Origin of the sequence: Streptomyces sp. NBC_00239, from assembly GCF_036194065.1 — a bacterium.
Classification (GTDB): domain Bacteria; phylum Actinomycetota; class Actinomycetes; order Streptomycetales; family Streptomycetaceae; genus Streptomyces.
On the sequence record NZ_CP108095.1, the window covers coordinates 6929226 to 6948317 of the forward strand.

16 protein-coding genes are annotated in these 19092 nt (G+C 69.9%); all 16 read right to left on the bottom strand.

The window, feature by feature from the left end; all coding sequences use genetic code 11:
- Nucleotides 1–26: 26 nt before the first annotated feature.
- The 16 genes from OG764_RS30770 to OG764_RS30845 all read right to left on the bottom strand — a co-directional run bounded on the left by OG764_RS30770 (nucleotide 27) and on the right by OG764_RS30845 (nucleotide 19035).
- The gene (locus tag OG764_RS30770) at nucleotides 27–1967 is read right to left on the bottom strand and encodes a hypothetical protein (protein WP_328971580.1); all 1941 of its coding nucleotides are present in this window, start codon (nucleotides 1965–1967) and stop codon (nucleotides 27–29) included.
- Nucleotides 1967–3445 carry a hypothetical protein gene (locus OG764_RS30775; RefSeq protein WP_202198298.1) on the bottom strand — a complete coding sequence of 493 codons (1479 nt, stop codon included), beginning with the start codon at nucleotides 3443–3445 and terminating at the stop codon, nucleotides 1967–1969. The genes OG764_RS30770 and OG764_RS30775 overlap by 1 nt, the downstream gene beginning before the upstream one ends.
- A gap of 42 nt (nucleotides 3446–3487) precedes the next feature.
- Complete coding sequence (locus OG764_RS30780; RefSeq protein WP_328971581.1) at nucleotides 3488–4612, bottom strand: MFS transporter; 1125 nt, start codon at nucleotides 4610–4612, stop codon at nucleotides 3488–3490.
- A complete protein-coding gene (locus tag OG764_RS30785) occupies nucleotides 4606–5454 on the bottom strand; it encodes a 5'-3' exonuclease (protein ID WP_328971582.1) in 849 nt (282 codons plus the stop codon). The genes OG764_RS30780 and OG764_RS30785 overlap by 7 nt, the downstream gene beginning before the upstream one ends.
- A 113-nt stretch (nucleotides 5455–5567) precedes the next feature.
- Nucleotides 5568–7568: an ABC transporter ATP-binding protein gene (locus tag OG764_RS30790; RefSeq protein WP_371639254.1), complete on the bottom strand. Its 2001-nt coding sequence runs from the start codon at nucleotides 7566–7568 to the stop codon at nucleotides 5568–5570.
- On the bottom strand, nucleotides 7565–8200 hold the full coding sequence (locus OG764_RS30795; RefSeq protein ID WP_328971583.1) for an NUDIX domain-containing protein: 636 nt from the start codon (nucleotides 8198–8200) through the stop codon (nucleotides 7565–7567). The genes OG764_RS30790 and OG764_RS30795 overlap by 4 nt, the downstream gene beginning before the upstream one ends.
- Before the next feature lie 650 nt (nucleotides 8201–8850).
- Complete coding sequence (locus OG764_RS30800; protein WP_328971584.1) at nucleotides 8851–8988, bottom strand: hypothetical protein; 138 nt, start codon at nucleotides 8986–8988, stop codon at nucleotides 8851–8853.
- Between the two features lie 109 nt (nucleotides 8989–9097).
- Nucleotides 9098–9685 (bottom strand): NUDIX hydrolase, encoded by a 588-nt coding sequence (locus tag OG764_RS30805; protein WP_328971585.1) that lies wholly within the window; start codon nucleotides 9683–9685, stop codon nucleotides 9098–9100.
- A gap of 321 nt (nucleotides 9686–10006) precedes the next feature.
- Nucleotides 10007–10291 (bottom strand): acyl carrier protein, encoded by a 285-nt coding sequence (locus tag OG764_RS30810; RefSeq protein WP_328971586.1) that lies wholly within the window; start codon nucleotides 10289–10291, stop codon nucleotides 10007–10009.
- Between the two features lie 11 nt (nucleotides 10292–10302).
- On the bottom strand, nucleotides 10303–11553 hold the full coding sequence (locus OG764_RS30815) for an asparagine synthase-related protein (RefSeq protein WP_328971587.1): 1251 nt from the start codon (nucleotides 11551–11553) through the stop codon (nucleotides 10303–10305).
- Complete coding sequence (locus OG764_RS30820; RefSeq protein ID WP_328971588.1) at nucleotides 11546–12703, bottom strand: aminotransferase class I/II-fold pyridoxal phosphate-dependent enzyme; 1158 nt, start codon at nucleotides 12701–12703, stop codon at nucleotides 11546–11548. Before OG764_RS30820 ends, OG764_RS30815 begins: the two co-directional genes overlap by 8 nt.
- Nucleotides 12700–14220 (bottom strand): AMP-binding protein, encoded by a 1521-nt coding sequence (locus OG764_RS30825; RefSeq protein WP_328971589.1) that lies wholly within the window; start codon nucleotides 14218–14220, stop codon nucleotides 12700–12702. The genes OG764_RS30820 and OG764_RS30825 overlap by 4 nt, the downstream gene beginning before the upstream one ends.
- A gap of 14 nt (nucleotides 14221–14234) precedes the next feature.
- The gene (locus OG764_RS30830) at nucleotides 14235–16139 is read right to left on the bottom strand and encodes a polysaccharide deacetylase family protein (protein ID WP_328971590.1); all 1905 of its coding nucleotides are present in this window, start codon (nucleotides 16137–16139) and stop codon (nucleotides 14235–14237) included.
- Between the two features lie 58 nt (nucleotides 16140–16197).
- Nucleotides 16198–16980 carry a hypothetical protein gene (locus tag OG764_RS30835; RefSeq protein ID WP_328971591.1) on the bottom strand — a complete coding sequence of 261 codons (783 nt, stop codon included), beginning with the start codon at nucleotides 16978–16980 and terminating at the stop codon, nucleotides 16198–16200.
- A 1-nt stretch (nucleotide 16981) separates the two neighbouring features.
- Nucleotides 16982–18055 (bottom strand): DegT/DnrJ/EryC1/StrS family aminotransferase, encoded by a 1074-nt coding sequence (locus OG764_RS30840; RefSeq protein WP_328971592.1) that lies wholly within the window; start codon nucleotides 18053–18055, stop codon nucleotides 16982–16984.
- Nucleotides 18043–19035, bottom strand: a complete 993-nt coding sequence (locus OG764_RS30845) for a Gfo/Idh/MocA family protein (protein WP_328971593.1) — start codon at nucleotides 19033–19035, stop codon at nucleotides 18043–18045. The genes OG764_RS30840 and OG764_RS30845 overlap by 13 nt, the downstream gene beginning before the upstream one ends.
- Nucleotides 19036–19092 lie beyond the last annotated feature (57 nt).

The window sequence follows — 19092 nt, forward strand, 5'->3', positions numbered from 1 at the left end:
GGGGCTCTCCCCGGAACTCGGGATGATCACGTGTCGAACTCCACATGTGCGGGCAGCGGGAGGTCGAGTGAGACCTCACCCGCGGTGATGTGCTTCCGGGCGAGGGCCTTCTCTTCCTCGGTGCGCTCGTCCATGGCAGCTCGGAGATTGGTGTAGGACTGGCCCCACAGCCGGGTGAACGTCTTCGGGTCAAGTCGCTGGCGCACCGTCTCCAGGTGCTCGGCGAACAGCATCAGCTGCGGCAGGTGGCTGGGCAGCAGCCACGCGTTGCGGCACTCCAGGCAGCGCAGCGGCGCCACGGCGCACAGCTCGCCCGGCGGGCTGAAGGGTGAATCCCACGGGTTCTTGCAGTGCGAGACGCCCATGTCGAGTTCGCCCTGGACAATGCCGTCCGCCTGCTCCCTGTCCAGCCCAAGTGCCTGCAGCCGTTCGCTGTCTTCGGTGATCTCGACTGCGTCGGACGAGATCAGGGTCGGCCCCTCCACCGCCTGCTGGAACCAGTGGTCCTGGGCTGTATTGATCACCTTGCCGGACAGGATCCGCAGCGTGGTGCCCTGGGCGTAGTGTCCGGCGAAGGTCTCCTCGAGGTGGTCGTCGGCGGCGACGCTGATCCGGCCGCCGGAGACGATGGCCTTCTCGACCTTGGTGGACTTCCGCAGCCGCCCGATATGGGCCTCACCGTCTACCGTGACGCCTGCCGTGTGAAGCCAATCGGTGAAACGTTGGCCCTGCATATTGGAATTCCAGCGGCCGAAGCGCAGGTCGTAATACACAAGTGAGGGACGGACGAACAGGGTGTCGCTCACCTCCGGGCACCGCTCCCGGACCTTCTCCGTGACCGCCAGCAGCCGGCGCACGATCGCGCTCACCTCCCGGCGCGGCCCGTCAAGCAACTCGCTCGCCGACACCTCACCTTGATCGGCGTTCCGGGGCTCGGAGGCGTCCCGGAAGGCGCGATGGCGTACCCGCGAAGCGCGGTCCTTGACCAGTGTCAGGCGTACGCCCTTGGGGAGGAACTCGATGTCCTGCGCGCCGAAGCCTGTGACCTCCTCCGAGGCGTGCCCGGTGGCGTCCACCAGCAGGACCCGGAAGGAGTGCAGATCCAGATTCGTAGGGTACAGGCGCGCGAGCAGCCGCAGAATCACATCCCGTCTGGCCCGACGCTTCGCTACCGTTCCGTCCGCTCTGAGCACCATCTCGCGCAACGCGTCGGGCCACTGCGCGGTGAGCGGGGGGAGCGCATCGCCGATCTGGCGTGGCTCGATCACTCCCCGCGACAGCCCCCACAACAGATCCGGCACATGGAGCCAGTCCCCTTCATCCGGATGCCGGCCCTGTGCCGCCAGAGACCAGCCATCGGCGAGCCGCTTCTCCAAGGCCTGCACCTCCTGCCACGCGGCCTTGACCAACGCCCGCTTGTCGGCCCGGCTGAACTCGTCCCGCTCCGAGCTATCACCCCACGGTGTCAAGCAACGGCCACGGGCGAACCTCGCGAGGGATTCGTCCAGCCCCCGCTCGGAATGGTCCTCCCGCCGCACGATCAGGACCCTCACGCACGACGCTGCCACCCCCGCCTGACGCGACCCTTCCTGGTAAGAGGCCGGCAGGGTGCGCTCCCACCGAGCCAGCAAAGGCAGCAGATCCGCCGACTCCAACGACAGGGATGCCGCCTCCTCGCACGCACCGTCCATCGCGGAGCACACCAGGTCGACCGCACGCACATAGTCGCGAGACGCTGAGGCCGACAGACCGGTGACCGCGACGTACTCGACCCATTCATCGGCGAGCTGAGCGGCCAGCCGTGAACACCGGTAATCTGCCGGATCGACATAGTGCAGGCGCTCGCGACCCTGCTCATTGACCGCCACCACACGAACGCCGAGGCGGCCGTCCCCGCCCGGAACCCCCAACGCCTGACGCAGAAACGCTGTCCACTCAGCCGACCTCCGCCACTTCACGCGCGCCATCAACCCACCCCCAACGGCGACTTCTCCAGACGGAAGGCCCTGGCGGCGATCTGCGCGTACGTGGCCTCCTCACCCCGGTCACCGACCCACCCGGCGAACGCCGCCTCGTACTCCTGCACCAGATCGTCGGTGTACTCCAGATACGCGTACGTCGTTTCCGGACTGGAATGACCAAGCCGCCGGCTCACGATCAACAACGGGTTGTAGCGGATATGCCCACTCAAATAGGAGCGGTGACGCCGACGCCGCGCAACCATGTCAGGCTCGGCCCCGTCCATCTGCTGCTCCAGATAGGTGAGCAGCTGCAGCGCGTACGTGTGACGCAGATCGTGCCAGCGCCATCTCTTCGCGGGCAGCTGCGGCGTCGTCTCATCAGCCAGCGCCACCATCCGGCGCCACGCCGCATGCCGGTACCGCTTCCAGGAATCTGCCCCCGGCATCAGCCCGCCCCGACACAGGAACACCGCCATCGCCTCCAGCCCGAACTCGCCCTCCCGGACCGTGATCCGGCGAAGGCGCGGCGGCATCGCCTGCATCGAGAACACCTGCGCCGTACCGTCGAGCGTGCCGTGGATCCGGCCTGTCTCCTCCTCCACGCGGGAGACGACGAACAGCTCCCGATGCTGGCGCTCCAGCCGCCTGGCCGCCGCCGCAGTGAACTCCTTCCGCTCCAGCAAGCAGTAAGTCTCGACCGCCCGCATGGCCTGCTCGGGAACGAAGACTCCACGCTCCTTCCCGTATTTCGCGCACGCCTGGACCGTGAACTCGGCCTCCTCTGCGCACTGGCCCACGCCCAGACCCAGCTCAGGCAGAAGAACCGTGGCCCACTCCTGCCACCGCATGCCGCTACACAAGGCCAGATCCGCGCCCGCTCGGTCGCGGTGCGGGGAGCTGCCCCGATAGGACCGGCTGAGCTGCGAGTCCGGGCACTGCCCGCCAAGACCGACATCTCTGAAGTAGCGGTACTGCCCCAGACTCAGATGCCGGATATCCATTCCCCGCCGCGTCCGCGGACTCAGCGCATTACGCCCTCGCGCCGCCACACGCATGGGTCGGCGCCGCAGGTACCGCTGCTCGACCGCGAAGGTGAAGAACTGGTCCAGCACCGACGACTCCTTCGACCACGCCGAGGTGCCGACCGGCTTCTTCTGCAACTGAGTGCGTTGCTTCTTGTACGCCACGAGATCGGACTCCGTGGCCGACAGCACGTCGCTCACACGCGTGTCCTGGTGAGCGCTGAACCGGGCCATGATCCGCCCGTAGTCCTTCAAGGTGCTTCCGGCCAGATCGGCGTACGACATGTTCCTGCCCCATGAACACAGCGGCTCCACCGGCATCATCGTCTCGGCATCCAGATAGATCGGTGTGCCGTCCGAGATCCCTCGAAGCTCCAGCAGCCGAGCCGCCTGGTCACCCGTCAAGACGGGGCTGTCCAAATACCGGCGTACCACCGCCGTGTCAACCGCGTACAGCTGCATGCCTGTTGCCTCCCGAGACCTCTGAGAGACGAGAGATAGCAGTCAGTAGAGGGCGACGCGGACACCCTTCACCGGTTCGAGGGACGAGTGATGAGACAGAACTGAAGTGCCCCAAGAAACCGAGCGCTGGGTGGTGCCCGCGCAGGCGGCCGCGGCGAGCTGGAGACTGCCCGCCAGGGCGAGGACCAGGAGCCACAGCGGCCCGGGCCCGGCAATCAGCAGCGGCACGCTCATCAGCGGGTACATCGCGAATCCGGCGACCAGGACCGGTCCGGGCCCGAACCTGCGGACGATCCGGGGTGCGGCGAGCGCACCGGCCAGGCATCCGGCGCCGGACACCCCCATGATCACGCCGAGCCCGGTCGTGCCGGTCTTCACTGTGGTCAGCAGGTGATACGCCCAGAAAGTCGAGGTCAGGGCGGAGCCGAACCCTGTCCCGGCCAGGCACAGGACGAGCGGCCGCACGAGCGGTGTGCGGGCCACGTACATCAGGCCCTCCCAGATGTCCGTGGCCATTCTTCGCCGCACCTTGGGGGCCGGCGGCGCGTGAACGGTGCGGATCCGGGTCGCACACCATGCCGAGACCAGGTAGGAGACGGCGTCCAGGGCGAAGGCCCGGCCGGCGCCCACCACGGCGACCACCGCGGTCCCCAGATAGGTACCGGCCGTGTCGGCGGCGCCGAACGCCGCTCCGATCCGTGAGTGGGCCTGCTGGAGCAGCCCGGGTTCGACGAGCTGCGGCACGATGGCGATGGCCGCGGCCTGGTGGAGCACCGTCACGGCACCCAAGGCCAGGGCCACGGCGTACAGCGTTGGCATGGACAACGTCCCGAGGACGGTGGCGGCCGGGATCACCGCGACCACGGCGGCCGCCGCAAGATCAGTGGTGATCAGCACCGTCTTCTTGTTGTGCCGGTCGATGAACGCCCCGGCCGGCAGCGCGAGGACGAAGGTCGGGATCTGGATGAGGAAGAAGAGGAACGAGATCTGGTCCGGCGTGGCGTGCAGGAGGAGTACCGCGAGCGTGGGTAGGGCGATGCCGTGCACAGCCGTCCCGATCAAGCTTGCGCTCTCGCCTGTCAGGAATGCGATGAAGGACCGGTGGCCGCGCAGCGACGCCTTGTCGTCCGGTGTGGTGACGGAGGCTTGGGCGGGCGTGGTCACCACAGGCCGGCCGCCTTCATCAGCGTGGCGGGTGCTGTCAGTTCGGGTGTGGCTGTCCCGGTGACGGTGTTCTGCGGGTACGGCAGGTCGCAGTTCAGGCGCAGGATGGACCGCACGCGGACGACGTCGTCCCACGTCTCCCGGATGCGGGCCAGGGGCTTGGCCAGGCGGCCCGGTGCGGCGGCGGGCAGGTCCTCGAGCCGGCGCCCGCCGGTCAGGAGCCGGGCGGCGGTCACCGGTCCCACGCCCGGGACGCCGGGGAGGTTGTCGGACGGGTCCCCGGTCAGGGCCCGGAAGTCAGTCCACTGCGCCGGCGTCACCCCGTAGCGGTCGGCGACCGCGGGAGCGGTGACGAACTGGCGGCCGGGCGGGGCCTGCGGGTTCAGGATCCGGATCCTGCTCTGGGTGAGGAGGCCGTAGAGGTCGCGGTCCCCCGAGAGCACGACCACCGCACGGCCGACGGCGGCCTCACGCGTGGCGATCGTGGCCAGCACGTCGTCGCCCTCGGCGCCGGGCCATTCCAGCCACCGCACTCCGCCCTGGTCGAGCATCGCCTTCAGCGGCGCCAGAGCCTGGATCGGACTGTGGTCGGCGTCAGCCCGGTTTGCCTTATACCCGGCCTCAGCTTGGATCCGAGTGTCGGCGCCGTCCTCGGCGTCGAAGACCACCAGGACCTCATGACCGTAGCCGTGCTCGCGGTGCGCCTTGCGCAGGAGCGCCACGAAGCCGAACGCGCCGGTCACGTCGGTCCCGTCCAGCGCCTGGAACCGCTTGGGGAACCCGAAGTGGGCGCGGTAGAGCAGATGATGCCCGTCGACGAGGAGCAGCGGCGCGATCGCGGTCATGGTGGTGCCTCCCGGCATCCGAGGCGCCTGCGGCCGCGACGCCCGGGTGCCCCGAGACGGGCAGCCCGCCAGAATATCGGCCCTTGCACGGGGAAGGGCCTGTACGACGGGGTTCACGTCATGTCCTTCGCGAGATCCGTTGCGGGGGACCGCTGGGCGGGCACGCTGTCCGCGAACGCGGCGGCCTGGACCAGATAGGCGCTGCGGAATTCCCCCGTGCCGGTGCTCTCGTCCATGAGCTCGGAGAACGTCCCGGACTCGGCGACCTGGCCGTCCTTCATGACGTGGATGACGTCGGCATGCCGCACCGAGTGAAGGCGGTGGGTGATCAGCACGACGGTCTGACCGGCCGCGGCCAGTGCCCGGATCTGGTCGAAGACCCGCTGCTCAGCCACCGCGTCAAGGGCGCTCGTGGGCTCGTCGACCACGAGAATCTCGGGCCTCCTGTACAAAGCTCGGGCGATCCCCAGCATCTGCCACTCGCCGCCGGACGCCTCCTGACCGCCCTTGTAGCCCCGCCCGAGCAAGGTGCCGAGGCCGCGGCGCAGGGCGGCGATGAACTTCCAGGCGCCGGAGAACTCGGCGGCAGCCTGTACCGCCTGGTCGTCGATGGGGACGGTGGGCCGGCCGATGCCGACGTTCACCCTCACCGTGAAGGGCCACCGGAAGAAGGACTGCGACATGAGCGCGATGCGGGCGAAGATCTGCTTGCGCTGGGCCTTGGCCGCGTCGACGTCGTCCCACCAGATCGTGCCGCCGCCCTCGTCGGGCATGTGCAGGCCGGCCAGGAGCTTGACCAGGGTGGACTTGCCCGAGCCGTTCGCCCCGACCACGGCGATGACCTTGCCCATGGGGAAGGACAGGGACACCTCGCGCAGGGTCGGCTCCGGCGTCTCGCCCCCGCTGCCGGGGTAGGTGAAAGTGACCTTCTCGAAGCGGACTTCGCGAACCTTCGCGGGCAGGTCCTCGCCGGTCTCCGGGATGGCCCGCGCCTTCGCCTCCACACAGAGCCGCTCGAAGTCGGCGACGAACAGGGACTCCTGGTGCAGGTCGGCCATCTGCACGACGAGGCCGTCCAGGCTGGAGGACCCGGTGCGGATGGCCAGGACCGCCGTGCTGGCGACCGCGAGGTCCATCCGCCCGCTCCACAGCAGCAGTCCCAGCGCCCCGTAGGTGAGTAGGGTGGCGATGCCGGACGCGCCGTCGGCGATCAGGCCGATCTTCGCCGCGTTGCGGGCCAGGCGGGTTTGCTCGCGCTCGCTCGTCTCGGCCATCTCCCGGAAGTGGGAGAGGAGGAAGGGCCCGACCTCGTGGACGCGGACCTCGGCCGCCGCTTCCCGCTGGGTCAGCAACTGACCCAGGAGGTGTCCGGCCCGTGCGTGCTGGACGAAGGCGTGGAAGGAGAGGTACCGCTGGCGGGAGATCGTCAGCGACCTCCAACCGCTCGGCAGGGTCATCAGGACGAGGAGGGGCAAAAGTCCGATGTGGAGCACGGTGAGCACACTGGCCGCCGCGACCAGGGAGATCCCGGAGTTGAGGGTGTTGGTGCAGTAGCGGATCATGCGCCGGGCGGAGTCGGCCCCGTACCGGGCGGCGTCCAGCAGCCGGTGGAACTCGTCGTCCTCGATCGCCGCGAGCTCAACCCGGTGGACGAGCCCCAGGTACTGCTCGGTGGCCACCCTCTGGACCTTCGGCTCCAGCTCACCGGTGGCGGCCGTTGACGCGGACCGCAGAAGCGAACCCACCAGAGCGGTGACCGCGACGGCCATCAGTGCTGGGAACGCGCTGGTCAAGCGCTCGTTCGTCCCGCCTCCGGCGAGGATGTGCCCCAGGACCGCGTTGACTGCGACCAGCCCGATCGCCTGGGCGATCCCGCGGCCTACTTCGGCGCCGAGGACCACGCGCAGGGCGCGGGCGTCGGCGAGGTGCGCGAGGCGCAGCCCGGTGCCGATCATCCGGGGTAAGCCCTTGGCCATGGTCCACAGGCCCAGCTTCAGCCAGGCGCCCTCGTGCTGGTCCCAGCCGACGTCGTACGCCAGCTCCCCGCCGAACAGCAGCCGTTCCGAGTCCGACACCGTTGCCTGTTCAGGATCACCATCGGCTTCGCTGCTCACTTCGTCCCCCTCAGATCCGGTCGTGCACTGCTGGTCTCGTCGCTGGTCGTAAGCGGTCCGGCGGGCCCCCGCACCGGCGGCTGCAGTTCGCCTCCGCACTCCGCCGCCCCCGCTGATGCACCTTCGGCCGTGGCCGGCCCGGCAGGAGGCATAGCGAGGGCGCCGTAGAGGGTTCCGGCGACGTACTGGTTGAGGACGGCGTGGGTCAGGGCCCGGCAGTCGGCCGGAGGGCCGCCGGGGTCGGCCCACACCACCTCGCTGTACCGGTCCGGTGCGGTGTTGCGGGGCACTCCGGACCAGCGCTGGGTGGCGAAGACGGCGCACAAGCGTCCCGCGCCCTGCTCGCTGCGGTAGTGCAGGAGGCCGCTGAGCTCGATGTCCTGTACCCCCACCCGGATGCCCAGGGTTCGGGAGGCACCCCGGCACGCGGCCTCGTCCAGCCACTCCGCCGGCTCCAGCCGTCCGCCCACCAAGGCCAGCTGTCCGCGATCTGGCAGATGAGCCCGGCGGACCAGCGCGACCCGCCCGTCGGGGCGCAGCGCGAGGAGCACGACCTTCGTGAGCGGCCGGTAGCCGGGCCCGGTCTGTTCGATTCGGGCAGCAGCCGGGCGGGGATGGGGCGCGGTGTGCACTGGTCCTCCCTTAATTGACGTGGAACCGAGCGATGGTCGAACAACCCCCCACGCCTGGGTGCCGTAACGGACGCGGAAGGGGGAATTTCTCGAACTGAGATGCGGTGTGGGTGTGGAGGGCAGTTCCTCTGGGGGTGGGGGCGTTTGAACTCACACGTTCGAGTGGCGAGGGGGCTTACGGCACCCGATCAGGGACTTGCGCGATGCGCCTCCTGGTCCGAGGACGGTGCTCGTCAGGAGTGCAGGGCGGGGTGCGAGGTACTGGTGTGTACGCACTTTGTCCTCCGGGTGGGGGCGTGGCGAAGTACGCCGTCCGCGGGGTGCGGAGGCGAGGGCGTTCGAGCAGACGAGGTTGAGTCAGTGAGTACAGCGCAGCGCGATGGGCGGAGCAGCACGATCTGGCCGACCTCGTCGCCTGAGGGCCCGTCCGGTGGCCGCTGATCGATCTCTGGAGCCGTAGCCTTCGCAGGCTGCCGCAGACCAGATGTTGGCCTGAACCCGCCCCTGCGAAAGCAGACTTCGGGAAAACCCCTTGTGGACCGCAGACCGATGCAACTCTGTCCGCGAGCCCCGCATCCAACGCCGTGAACCGCCGCCGTTCCCGCGCCCGGCAGGACGGAGCGCCCGGGTCACAGCCCTGCCGGCAGACGCTACGGCCGGCTGCCCGCGTTCAGCGGGACCTCGTGGACGGACTCCCCCCGGTAGGTCCGCGCTTCCCGGCGGAGCTCGACCAGCTGCACCGCGGCCACGGCGAGTTCGACGGGTGGGCGGGTGCGGAGCGGGGACACAGCCTGGACGGGGGCGGCGGCGTCGCGGTCGCGGTTGTTGTAGCTTCACGACCGATGCGGGTGACGCGTTCCGCGTTGATCGTGGATTCCTTCAAGGGCACCTTCTCGCTCATGCGTAGACCGTATTGACTGACGGTCCGTCGAGTGGTGTGTCGATCAGTTTGGCGCGCAGCGCGGGGGAGGTGACTTGGTCGAAGGGGAGCCATTGGGCCCCGGAGACTTCCTCGTCCTGCAGGAAGATCGGAGGAGCCTCCCGCCTGAGGTAGAAGACGAATCTGACGTCGTAGTGCTGGTGTTCGCCTTCGCCCTTCGCTGGCCGGGGAGCGATGTCGTGGATATCGATGTCGAGCGGGCTGTCGAGGAGCTGGGTGGTGAGGGATAGGTCGCCGACGGCAATCCCTGCCTCCTCGTGGAGCTCGCGCACCGCAGCGGCGATGAGCGTGCGATCAGACGGTTCAAGGTGTCCACCAGGCACGAGGGCCAGTCCGGTGGCCCTGTGGTGGATGTGCAGGACGTGCTGGTCGCGGTCGATGACGACGGCACTGCATGTGATATGTCCCGGAAGGGTGGCCCGACTCGTTGGATCACCGGGTTCGTCGAGGGCCGTCGTCAGGGGCGCCAGGCGGTCGCGCTCGGCAGGGTAGCGCTCAAGGTATTCGTGGACGAGGTAGCGGAGAGCGGAGCGAGTGGGCGTCATCTGGATACCTTCGACGGTGGAACGTGATCGACGTGGCCGCGAACAGGACAGTGGGTGGGACCTTCGCTCCCGCGCCGGGCATCAACGGGGTTCGATGCAGCCAACTGCAGGTGCTGCTTGGTGTGTTGTGGTCATGTGATGGTGCCGGGATCAACGACGAGGAGCACCGGATCGAACACGCGTGTTTGAGACGAAGCGGATTCCGTACAGGGGCACGGGTGGCGCCTCGTGCGGGGTGCATCCACCCTTGATGCGTGCGGGCCCTGCCCTTGGAGGGTGCTGGCCGAAACGCCGATGTTGATACGCGTGTGACAGGTGGGATTACGCGGCTGGATCACCGTCTTCGAGAGCGGCGCGCTGCGTGATCAGCTCGGCTATGCCGTCGATCGTGGCGAATCGGGTGTCGAACAGGTCGGCGTCGGTGATCGAGACCCCGAGGACCTCCTCGACGTGGACCGTGAGGGCCACGACGGTCAGGGAGTCGAGATAGCCGGTGTCGAAGAGGTGCACCTGCCGGGTGAAGCCCGGGTCGTCGTCAGCAACGGCGGCTTCGCGCCGGATGAATGTTTCGATGTGTGTGGCCGCGTCGGCCGGACTGAGGGCCATGAGGTGCCTTCCTAGGGAACGTGCGGTACAGGCTGGTGGATGCCACCGCGGATGGTGCGGTGCAGGTCCGCGGAGGAGGAGATGCCCAGGTCGTGGCGGAAGCGGCCTTCCAGACGCGGCTGGGTGATGCCTGCCTGGAGTAGCTGCGGCAGCACTCCGGTGTCGGAGCCGAGGTCGCCGATCTGCGCACGGACCTTGGGGCGCCGCAGGGTGCTGTCAGGGAGCCTGTGACGCGCGAGACGGGTCATGAGGCCGGGCTTGCTCACCGGTTCGGGCAGGGCCAGCAGCTCGGTGGTGGCCCAGCTGTAGGGCTGGACCACGGTCAGCCCGTGCGCGGCGAACACACCGACTTCGCGGTCGCCGGTCTGGACGCCGCGGGTGAGATGGACTCGAAGGCGGTCGGGCGGAAGGTTCGGCAGGCGGTAGTAGAGGCTGCCGGCGTACGGCACGGGGGTGTAGTCGGCGAGGAATTCGTTCATGAGGTCGCCGGTGAACACGAGTGCGCCGTGGGGGTGGTCGTCGGCTATGGCGGCGCCGAGGACCTCGTTGACGACGGCGGCGTGGACGTTGAAGTCGCGCCAGTCCTGGCCATGCAGGAGCGCCGGAGGGAGCGCGGTGAGGAGGGTCTCGCGGTCGGCTCGCACCAGCCGCAGCGGCATGTTGAGGTGGGCGGCTACGCGCTGGGCGGCGGCCGCGTCCTGGCTGAGGTGCTCGTCGCCGAAGGAGTAGGTGTAGGCGACGGCGTGGGGAAAGTGCTCGCGGGTGTAGGCGGCGACGACGGAACTGTCCGCGCCGCCGGACAGGCAGACGGCAACGGGGAGGCCCGGATGCGCGTCAGCCAGGTGGCGCATTCCTTGGTCGAGAAGCTCGGAGACCCGGTGGGCGATCTTGGCGGGGGTGTCGTTGGATCCGGCGCGGGCGGGGAGTGAAGCGAAGCTGCGGACGACCCCTGTGCGCCTGTCGGGGTCCAGGGTGACGATGCTGCCGGCGGGAATCGCGTAGGTGCCGGTGAACGCGATGCCCGCCGTGACGAGGTCGGCCAGGTAGTTGGCGGCGATGACGCCTCGGTCGGGGTGGAAGCCGACGTAGAGCTTGTTGAGACCGAGCTGGTCGCGGATCGCGGTGACACGGTCGCCGTCCTGCTGGACATGGGCGAACCGCCCAACGAGGGCCGGCGCCGATTGCGCCGAGATGCGCTCCGGGTGGGTGCCACCGTCCGGGTTCCAGTACACGTTGCGTACGGGGAGGTGAGTTTCAAGCACGTCCGTGCTCCTGGCTGATGATGTCGATGGCCCGGTCGAGGTGCGGTTGCTCGAGGTTGAGGGCGATCCTGAACCAGCCCGGCTCGTGGAACAGCGAGGAGGGCATCACCAGAACGCCGCGCTCGGCCAGGCGGGAGACGAACGCGTTGTCGTCCTTTGTGGGGCAGCGGGCGTAGAGGAATCGCGTGGCGTGCGTGTCGAGGACGGTCAGGCCCCGGCGGCTGAGCTGGTGGCGGGCGTGGCGCTGGAGCTCGGCGAGCCCGGTCAGGTCGGGCGCGGTGTCGGACAGGGCGGCGGCCAGCTGTTGGGTGAGGGCCGTGGGGGCGCAGTGCCCGGTGACGCGCATGCTCCGGACGAGGGCCGCGACGGCCTGGTCGCGGACGCCCAGGTGTGGGGAGACGGCGAGGCATCCGGTGCGCTGGCCCTGCATGTCCCATGCCTTACCGAAGGAGCGCACGGTGATGGTGTGGGGGTAGTGGGTGGCGGGGGCCGGGCACGGGGTCGGGTCCCAGACCTGGAGTGCGTGGGCTTCGTCGGCGATGAGCAGCGGTGGCGTCGGTACCGGGTGCCGCAGCATCAGGGCGGCCAGTTGCTCGAGTTCGCGGTCGTCGTGGATGACTCCGGTGGGGCTGCCTGGCTGTGCGATGACGACGCCCCGGGTCTCGGGGGTCCAGGCGCTCGCGATGGCTTGGACGTCGAGGTGTTTGTCGGGGGTGGTGGGGACCAGGTCGAAGGCGAGGCCGAGGTCCTGGAGGTAGAGGGGGTAGTCCATCCAGCAGGGGGTGACCAGGATGATCCGGTCGGGCGGGGAGAACAGGGAGCTCAGGGCGACGCGGAGGGCGGCGGTCGCTCCGGGCGTCATGACGATGTCGTTCCAGGCGTACGGCAGCGCGTGCTGCTTGGCGAGGGCGGCGGCGACGCGGCGGCGTACGGGGGTGAACCCGCCGAAGGGGCTGTAGCGCAGGTCGAGGGGGCGGGCCTGCGCGGCGAGCGAGGCCAGGACGTCGTAGGGACGGGTGTCGCTGAGGAACTTGGGGTTGGGAAAGGACAGGTCCAGGGCCCGGCTGCCGAAGCGGCGCAGCGTGTCCAGGTGCAGCCGGGTGTACTCCTCCAGTGGCCGCATCAGGTCTTCGTGGGCGGTGGGGCTCATCGGATGGCCCCGGTGTTCGTGAGGAGGGACAGGATGTGGTTGCGGTCGGGCTTTCCGTGCGGGGTGCGGGGCAGGCTGTCGACGACCTCGATGTGGCGGGGCCGCATGTGGGGCGGGAGTTCGGCCGAGCAGTAGGCGCTGAGGGCGTCGAGGGTGAAGGACGGGCCATTGGGCTCGACGGCGACGAGGACGGACGCGTCGGCCAGGCCGCCGGGGTCGGGGACGATGAGGGCGACGACGCCGGCGGTCAGGCCGGCGGCCGCGATGCCTGCCTCGATCTCGGCGGGGGTGACCCGGATGCCATGGATTTTGGTGAGCTCGTCGCGTCGCCCGGTGATGTACAGGTCGCCGTCGGCGTCGGTGTAGCCGAGGTCTCCGGAGTGGACGACGGGTTCGGTCCAGGGCGGGCGTAGCCCCGCGCGCGGGCGGAAGACGAGAGCTGTGGTGTCGGGATCGCGCCAGTAGCCCAGAGTGACGGTGGGGCCGCGGTGCACGATCTCGCCCACCGTGCCGGGGGGACAGGTCATGCCGTTCTCGTCGAGGACGTCGACGTGGCAGCCGGGGATGGCCTGGCCCACGGAGGTCGGCTTGCTGTCGATCCGGGCGGGGTCGAGGTAGGTGCTGCGAAATGCCTCGGTGAGCCCGTACATGGCGAAGAGGGCGAGCTGGGGGTGGGCGGAGCGGAGCGTTCTGATGGTCGTGGGGGTGAGGGGGCCGCCGGTGTTGGTCAGGTAGCGCAGTGAGGGGTAGCGGGTGGTGGTGAAGGGGGAGTTGGGGTGGAGGAGGTCGTTCCAGAGGCTGGGGACGCCCGCCAGGCCGGTGACCTCGTAGTCGAGGAGGGTACGGCTGATGTCGGGGGCGAATGGGGAGCGCTGGATGACGACGGCGCCTCCGGCGTGGAACGTGGCGAGGATCTGGTTCAGCCCGTAGTCGAAGCTGAACGGCATCAGGGCGAGCGTGCGGTCCTCGCGGGTCAGTCCCAGGTAGTCCGCCACGATCCGGGCTCCGCTGAGCAGGTTGTCGTGGCTGAGCATGACGCCCTTGGCTGTGCCGGTGGACCCGGAGGTGTAGATCAGTCCCGCCAGGTCCTTGCCGATGGTGGACGGTGTGGTGGGTGCCGCGGCGGGAGCCTGCATGAGGTCCTCGGGGGTGAGGATGCGTTCTTGCGGCAGCGCTCCCTGCAGGCGCGGGGCGAGGCGGCTGTTGGTCAGGGCGAGGCCGGCTTCGCTGTGGTCGACGATGTGCGCGATCTGCCGGGGACGCAGCTGATCGTGGATGAAGAGCGGGACGAGGCCCGCCAGGTGCGCGGCGAAGTAGGCGGTGACAGCGTCCGCCGAGCGGGGCAGCAGCAGGGCGATGCGTGACCCGGCGGGAAGACGGGCCGCCAGATGGCCGGCGACGTGGTGCGCCCGGTTGGCGAGCTGGCGGTAGGTGAGGACGTCTGGGCCGTCGATGACGGCCGGGGCGTCCGCGTTCGCCTGGGCGTTGCTCAGGAGGAGGTCCGCGACCGTGTACATGGGGCTCCTTTGGTTCATCGCGGCAGGACGTCGCTGGTGGTGGCGGTCTCGTGCAGGGGCAGGTGGTGCCAGCGCTCTGCGGGGGGTGCGATGCCGTGGTCGGCCAGGAGCGCGGGGTTGAAGCGGTAGAAGTTTTCGTAGGCCGCGTCCGTGGCGGCGAACCGCTCGGTGGCAACCTGGGCCACGTGGTGGCTGCTGGTCTCCCACCGCACGGTGGTGGACCCGTGGTCGCCGGCGTGCGCGAGGACGGCGGCGATCAGGGATGCTGCTTTCTCCTCGGCGGCCAGGTGGAAGTCGATGACGTGCGTGACGCCGTGGAGATGGAGCGTGATGGCCAGCGCCGTGGGGCCGCCCGCGCGACGGACTGCCAGATACGTGGCGGGGGCCACGGGATAGGTGGTGTGCCGCCAGTGGTGGTAGGCGGGGTCGCGGACCACGGTGAATCCGGCGCGCCGGGCGGAGGCGATGCACAGGGCCTCGAAGTCCATGGGGAACGTGGCGCTCTCCTCCACGTCGCTGGTGATCCGCTGTGCCTGTGGGAGGTTGCTCGTGACGGGGAGGTCGAGCTGGTGGACGGGGGCCCGGTGCCAGCCGCGGAAGGCCGCATGGATGTCCGGGTTGGGCCGGTAGACCCCGACGACGGGCTCACGGTCAAGGTGGACGCGGAGCAGTTGGCCGGCGGCCGCGGCATGGGCGTGCGGGAGCTTGCGCCAGCCGGACAGGTAGACGCCGGGTACCGCTTGACCGTTCAGGGCAAAGCGGGTGTGGAAGCTGTAGACGATCGCCTCGGGGCGGCCGTCGGCCTCGACGGTGCAGTAGTCGGGCCGCGTTCCGCGCTGCGGGTTGTCGGTGAACTGGTGCTGGTAGTACCGCGGGTCACTGGCGTAGTCCTTACCCTGGCGCAGCAGCATCTCGAGCTGCCCGGCGCGGCGGGCCCCGCTGCCGTGGACGACCTGGACCGGTCGCCGGTGCACCGTGGCGGGGACTTGCCAGATCGCCGCCCGGGTGGCGTCCCGCGTCGCGGCCTGAACCTGAGCGGCGAAACCGTCGCTGCTGTCGTCGGTGTGCAGCCGCATCAGGTGGAGGAGCTGGTGCTCGTAGGGCGCGTGGATGCGCACGCCCGCGGATCCAACCCAGAGGATTCCGGCGTATCCGAGTGCGGCGAGCGGATCTTGCAGGTCCAGCGCGAGTTCCTGCGTGAGACGTCCGAACGGCACAGTGAAGTACCGGGCGCCGATGCCCATGCGCTGCTGGAAGTGGACGTGGGAGCGGTCGACTTCCTGGCGCACGGCGTCGGCGTCGAGGGCCGCGAGATTGGTATGGCCGAAGCTATGGTTGGCCACGGTGACCAGCGGGTCGAGGGCCAGCTCCCGCAGCTTCGGCCACGGCAGGTAGCCGCGCTCGGCGAAGTACGGCGCTGCCGCCGCCTCGACGGTCGCGTACAGCGGGTCGATCAGCTGCGCGGCCACCGCTTCGGGGTCGAGTTCGGCGCTCTTGGTGAGCTGGTAGAAGGTGCCCAGGCCAGCGGCTTCGGGAAGGCGGGCGGCGATGTGCTCGGCGATCGCCGCCGGGTCGGCGTACTTCTCGATGGCGTAGACCTTGTCGCGGCTGCCCAGCCCGGTGTCGGTGAGCAGGCCCGCCGGGGAGAGCGTCAGCGGAAGGCCGCAGGCGCGCACCTGGTCGATGGCGGTCAGCGCGGAGACGGGGACGTCGTCGAAGCACAGGACGAAGTTGACCTCGGCCAGGCCCTCGCCGGCGCGGACCTGATCCAGGGAGACGACCTGGCCCAGCTCCAGCATCATGTCGAGCTGGCGGGCGAAGGTCTCCTCGGACACGGTGTGGAGCCGGTGGTAGGGGTTGGCGGGATCCACGTCGCCGATGCGGTGGTAGTTGACGCCGATGACGGTGGGTGCGGGCATGCGGGTCCTCCCGGGGACGGCTGCCGCCCGGCTACGTTCGCGCCGGGCGGCAGGGCGGTCAGCTCAGCGCGGCCCGGCGCTGCTGATTGCTGTGGGCGACCGCGGTCAGGAGGTCCGGGCGGGCGCCGGCCGTGCGCGCCGCGGCGATGATGGCGGACAGGTCCTTGGGCAGGCACTTCCCGCCGAAGCCGGGGTCGTCGGCGAAGACGGCGGTGTGCGAGGGCTCGACGCGCGGGTCGAGGAGCCAGCCCTCGCGGACGGTGTGCCAGTCGGCGCCCATCGCTTCGGCGATCTCCCGGAACTCGTTGACGAAGGTCACCTTCGTCGCGAAGAACGCGTTCTCCATGTACTTGACGACCTCGGCCTCGGCGGCCGTGCACTGGAAGTACGTCTTGTGGGGTCCCAGGATCGGCAGCAGGGCGTCGAGGAAGTAGCCGCGGATCTCCTTCTCCCCGCCGAGGATGACGAACGACATCGTCCTCGGGTCGTCGCAGACGGGGTTGAAGTAGGTGCTTTCCCCGACGTACTCGGGGCTGAAGCAGATGTCCCTGCCGGTCGCGGCGGCCAGCTGGGCGGTGGTGCCGGGAGGCACCGTGGACTTCAGCAGGATCCGCTGCGTGGGGACCCGCTTGATGGCGTCGACGACGTGGGTCACGTCGCACTCCCCGTCGGCCCCGGACGGGGTGTTCACGCACACCACCGCGAAGTCGCACTCCTCCAGGGCCGCCTGCGGGTACGAGCTGTCGTGCGCCTGGTCGTAGGTGACCAGCTCGGCCCGGTCGTGGAACAGGTCCCGCATCGAGTGGCCAACGTGGCCCATGCCGATGATGCCTATCTTCATGTCAGCCTCCGAGGGGCAGGGGTGAGGGGAACGCTTCGAGCCGGCAGGCCACCGCGCGGGCCGCGAGAGCGCTCGCGGCCGGGGTGCTCGTCCGGTGGGGAGCGAAGTACGGGCTGTGGTGCATGGGGGCGTAGGAGTAGCGGAGCGTGTCGACCTCGATGCCGCTGTCGGCCAGCTGGTGGGCCATGTCCGCGGCGTCGCCGGCGTCGGCGCACACGGCCACCAGTCCGTATCCGCCGTGTTCCAGGACGCCGCCGGACTGCGGAGCCTCCTGCCAGTCGATGCCGGTGGCCTCGAACGCGGCCTGCGCCGTCTTGCGCAGCGTGGCGAAGCGGGAGCGCAGCGCGCCGACGTCCGTGCTCTGGTCCAGGGCCCAGGCCGCGCCCAGCGCGTTGATCTTGAAGTTGCTGCCGAACTGGCCGGCGAAGGGGCCGGTGGGATCCAGCCGGGTGCCGGTGAATTTCGTCTGCTGCCCGAAGTTGCGCACGGCCAGGACCCGCTCGGCGAGCTCGGGGTTCCGGGTCAGGCAGGCCCCTCCCTCGCCGGCCTTGATGGGCTTGCGGCCGTGCAGGCTCAGGCAGATCACGTCGGCGCTCTCCGCCAGCGTCTGCGGGCCCAGCCGCAGGAGGGGGGCCTGGGCGGCGTCTACGATCACCGGGATGCCGCGCTGGCGGAGGTCGGCGAGTACCTGGGGGTCCTCGTCCCAGTAGCCCCACATCGGGACCGGGATCACGGCGGCCAGCGGACCGGCCTTCGCCGCCGTGTTCAGGGCGTCCGCCTCCAGACCGTAGGAGCCGGGCCGGCAGTCGACGAACACGGGTTCGGCGCCCACCGTGGCGACCGCCAGCCCGGTCATCGACGGTCCCAGCGCCGAGACCGCGACACGGTCTCCCGGCTGAACGCCGACGGCGTGCAGCGCGCAGACCAGAGCGGCGGTGCCCGAGGAGACGCACAGCGCGTAGGGGGCGTCGAGAAGCGAGGCCAGGTGCTTCTCCAGGGTGCGGACCACCTCGGCGTTGCCGGTGCCGCCGTCGGCGATCGCGAGGTCGAGCAGCTGGCTGGTCACGCGGTCCATGACAGGCCCTCCTTCTTCAGCAGCGAGTCGAACGCCTCGTACACGGGGAGCAGGTCCTCGAGCCGCGCGAGGTGGCTCGGGGCGGTGCCGGTCCGCAGGAGGTCCCGGAAGGCGGCCAGCTCGGGGCCGTATCCGGCGTGCGCGTAGCCGCCCGAGGCCGGGGAGCGGCGCCACAGGACCCGGGGACCGGGGTACTCCGCGACGTGCGGGTCGCCGCCGCTCGGGCGCAGCTGCAGCTCGGACAGGTCGCGCAGGGACAGCACGTCGCCGCGGGAGGTGGTGACGTGGACGGAGTGGTGGAAGCCGGCCGCGCAGCTGCCGAACTGGACTTCCACCCGGGTTCCGGCGGCGGCGTCGCTGGAGACCATGGAGCACAGGCGCCCACGGTCCACGGAGATCATCTGGCCGGCCGGGGAGGACGTGCCCGGCAGGAGCATCTCGGCCAGGTCGATGGCGTGGATTCCCTGCGCGGCGAAGAGGCTCGCTTCCAGGGACATGTCCGGTCCGAAGGTGTCCACGGGCTTGCGGGCCACGTGATCGACCCGGACGCAGCGGGCCGTTCCGTACCGGCCGGAGTCCAGGGCGTTGACCAGCTGGCGCACGCCCTCCGCCCACCGGAAGTTCATGCCGACGCAGCAGGTCACCTCGGCCTGCCGGGCCAGCGCGATGAGGGAGTGCAGGCCCTCCAGGTCCGGGGCCGGGGGCTTCTCCACGAAGGTGTGCAGTCCGGACTTGATCGCCCACGCGGCGTGCTCGGCCTGTTCGGTGACGGGCAGCGCGATGAGCGCGGCGTCGAAGACGGCCGGGTCGACCTCGCCGGCCGAGGAGTAGGTCTGGGGGATCATCCACTGGGCGGCGAGCTGCTTGGCGCGCTCGGTGTCCTGGTCGACCAGGGCGGACAGGGGCAGGCCGGCGGAGCAGGCTGCCGGCAGCAGGGTGTCGCCGCCGTGACCGCCGGCGCCGATGAGCAGGGAACGCATTCATCACTCCATTCAGGAAGTGGGCATGGGCATGACAGACGACCTCGTGTGCGGGCA

What these genes read in the sequence shown, in the direction of transcription:
- OG764_RS30770 (WP_328971580.1), bottom strand. Translation starts at nt 1,967, where the DNA reads ATGGCGCGCGTGAAGTGGCGGAGGTCGGCTGAGTGGACAGCGTTTCTG.
- OG764_RS30775 (WP_202198298.1), bottom strand. Translation starts at nt 3,445, where the DNA reads ATGCAGCTGTACGCGGTTGACACGGCGGTGGTACGCCGGTATTTGGAC.
- OG764_RS30785 (WP_328971582.1), bottom strand. Translation starts at nt 5,454, where the DNA reads ATGACCGCGATCGCGCCGCTGCTCCTCGTCGACGGGCATCATCTGCTC.
- OG764_RS30805 (WP_328971585.1), bottom strand. Translation starts at nt 9,685, where the DNA reads ATGACGCCCACTCGCTCCGCTCTCCGCTACCTCGTCCACGAATACCTT.
- OG764_RS30810 (WP_328971586.1), bottom strand. Translation starts at nt 10,291, where the DNA reads ATGGCCCTCAGTCCGGCCGACGCGGCCACACACATCGAAACATTCATC.
- OG764_RS30820 (WP_328971588.1), bottom strand. Translation starts at nt 12,703, where the DNA reads ATGAGCCCCACCGCCCACGAAGACCTGATGCGGCCACTGGAGGAGTAC.
- OG764_RS30825 (WP_328971589.1), bottom strand. Translation starts at nt 14,220, where the DNA reads ATGTACACGGTCGCGGACCTCCTCCTGAGCAACGCCCAGGCGAACGCG.
- OG764_RS30830 (WP_328971590.1), bottom strand. Translation starts at nt 16,139, where the DNA reads ATGCCCGCACCCACCGTCATCGGCGTCAACTACCACCGCATCGGCGAC.
- OG764_RS30835 (WP_328971591.1), bottom strand. Translation starts at nt 16,980, where the DNA reads ATGAAGATAGGCATCATCGGCATGGGCCACGTTGGCCACTCGATGCGG.
- OG764_RS30840 (WP_328971592.1), bottom strand. Translation starts at nt 18,055, where the DNA reads ATGGACCGCGTGACCAGCCAGCTGCTCGACCTCGCGATCGCCGACGGC.
- OG764_RS30845 (WP_328971593.1), bottom strand. Translation starts at nt 19,035, where the DNA reads ATGCGTTCCCTGCTCATCGGCGCCGGCGGTCACGGCGGCGACACCCTG.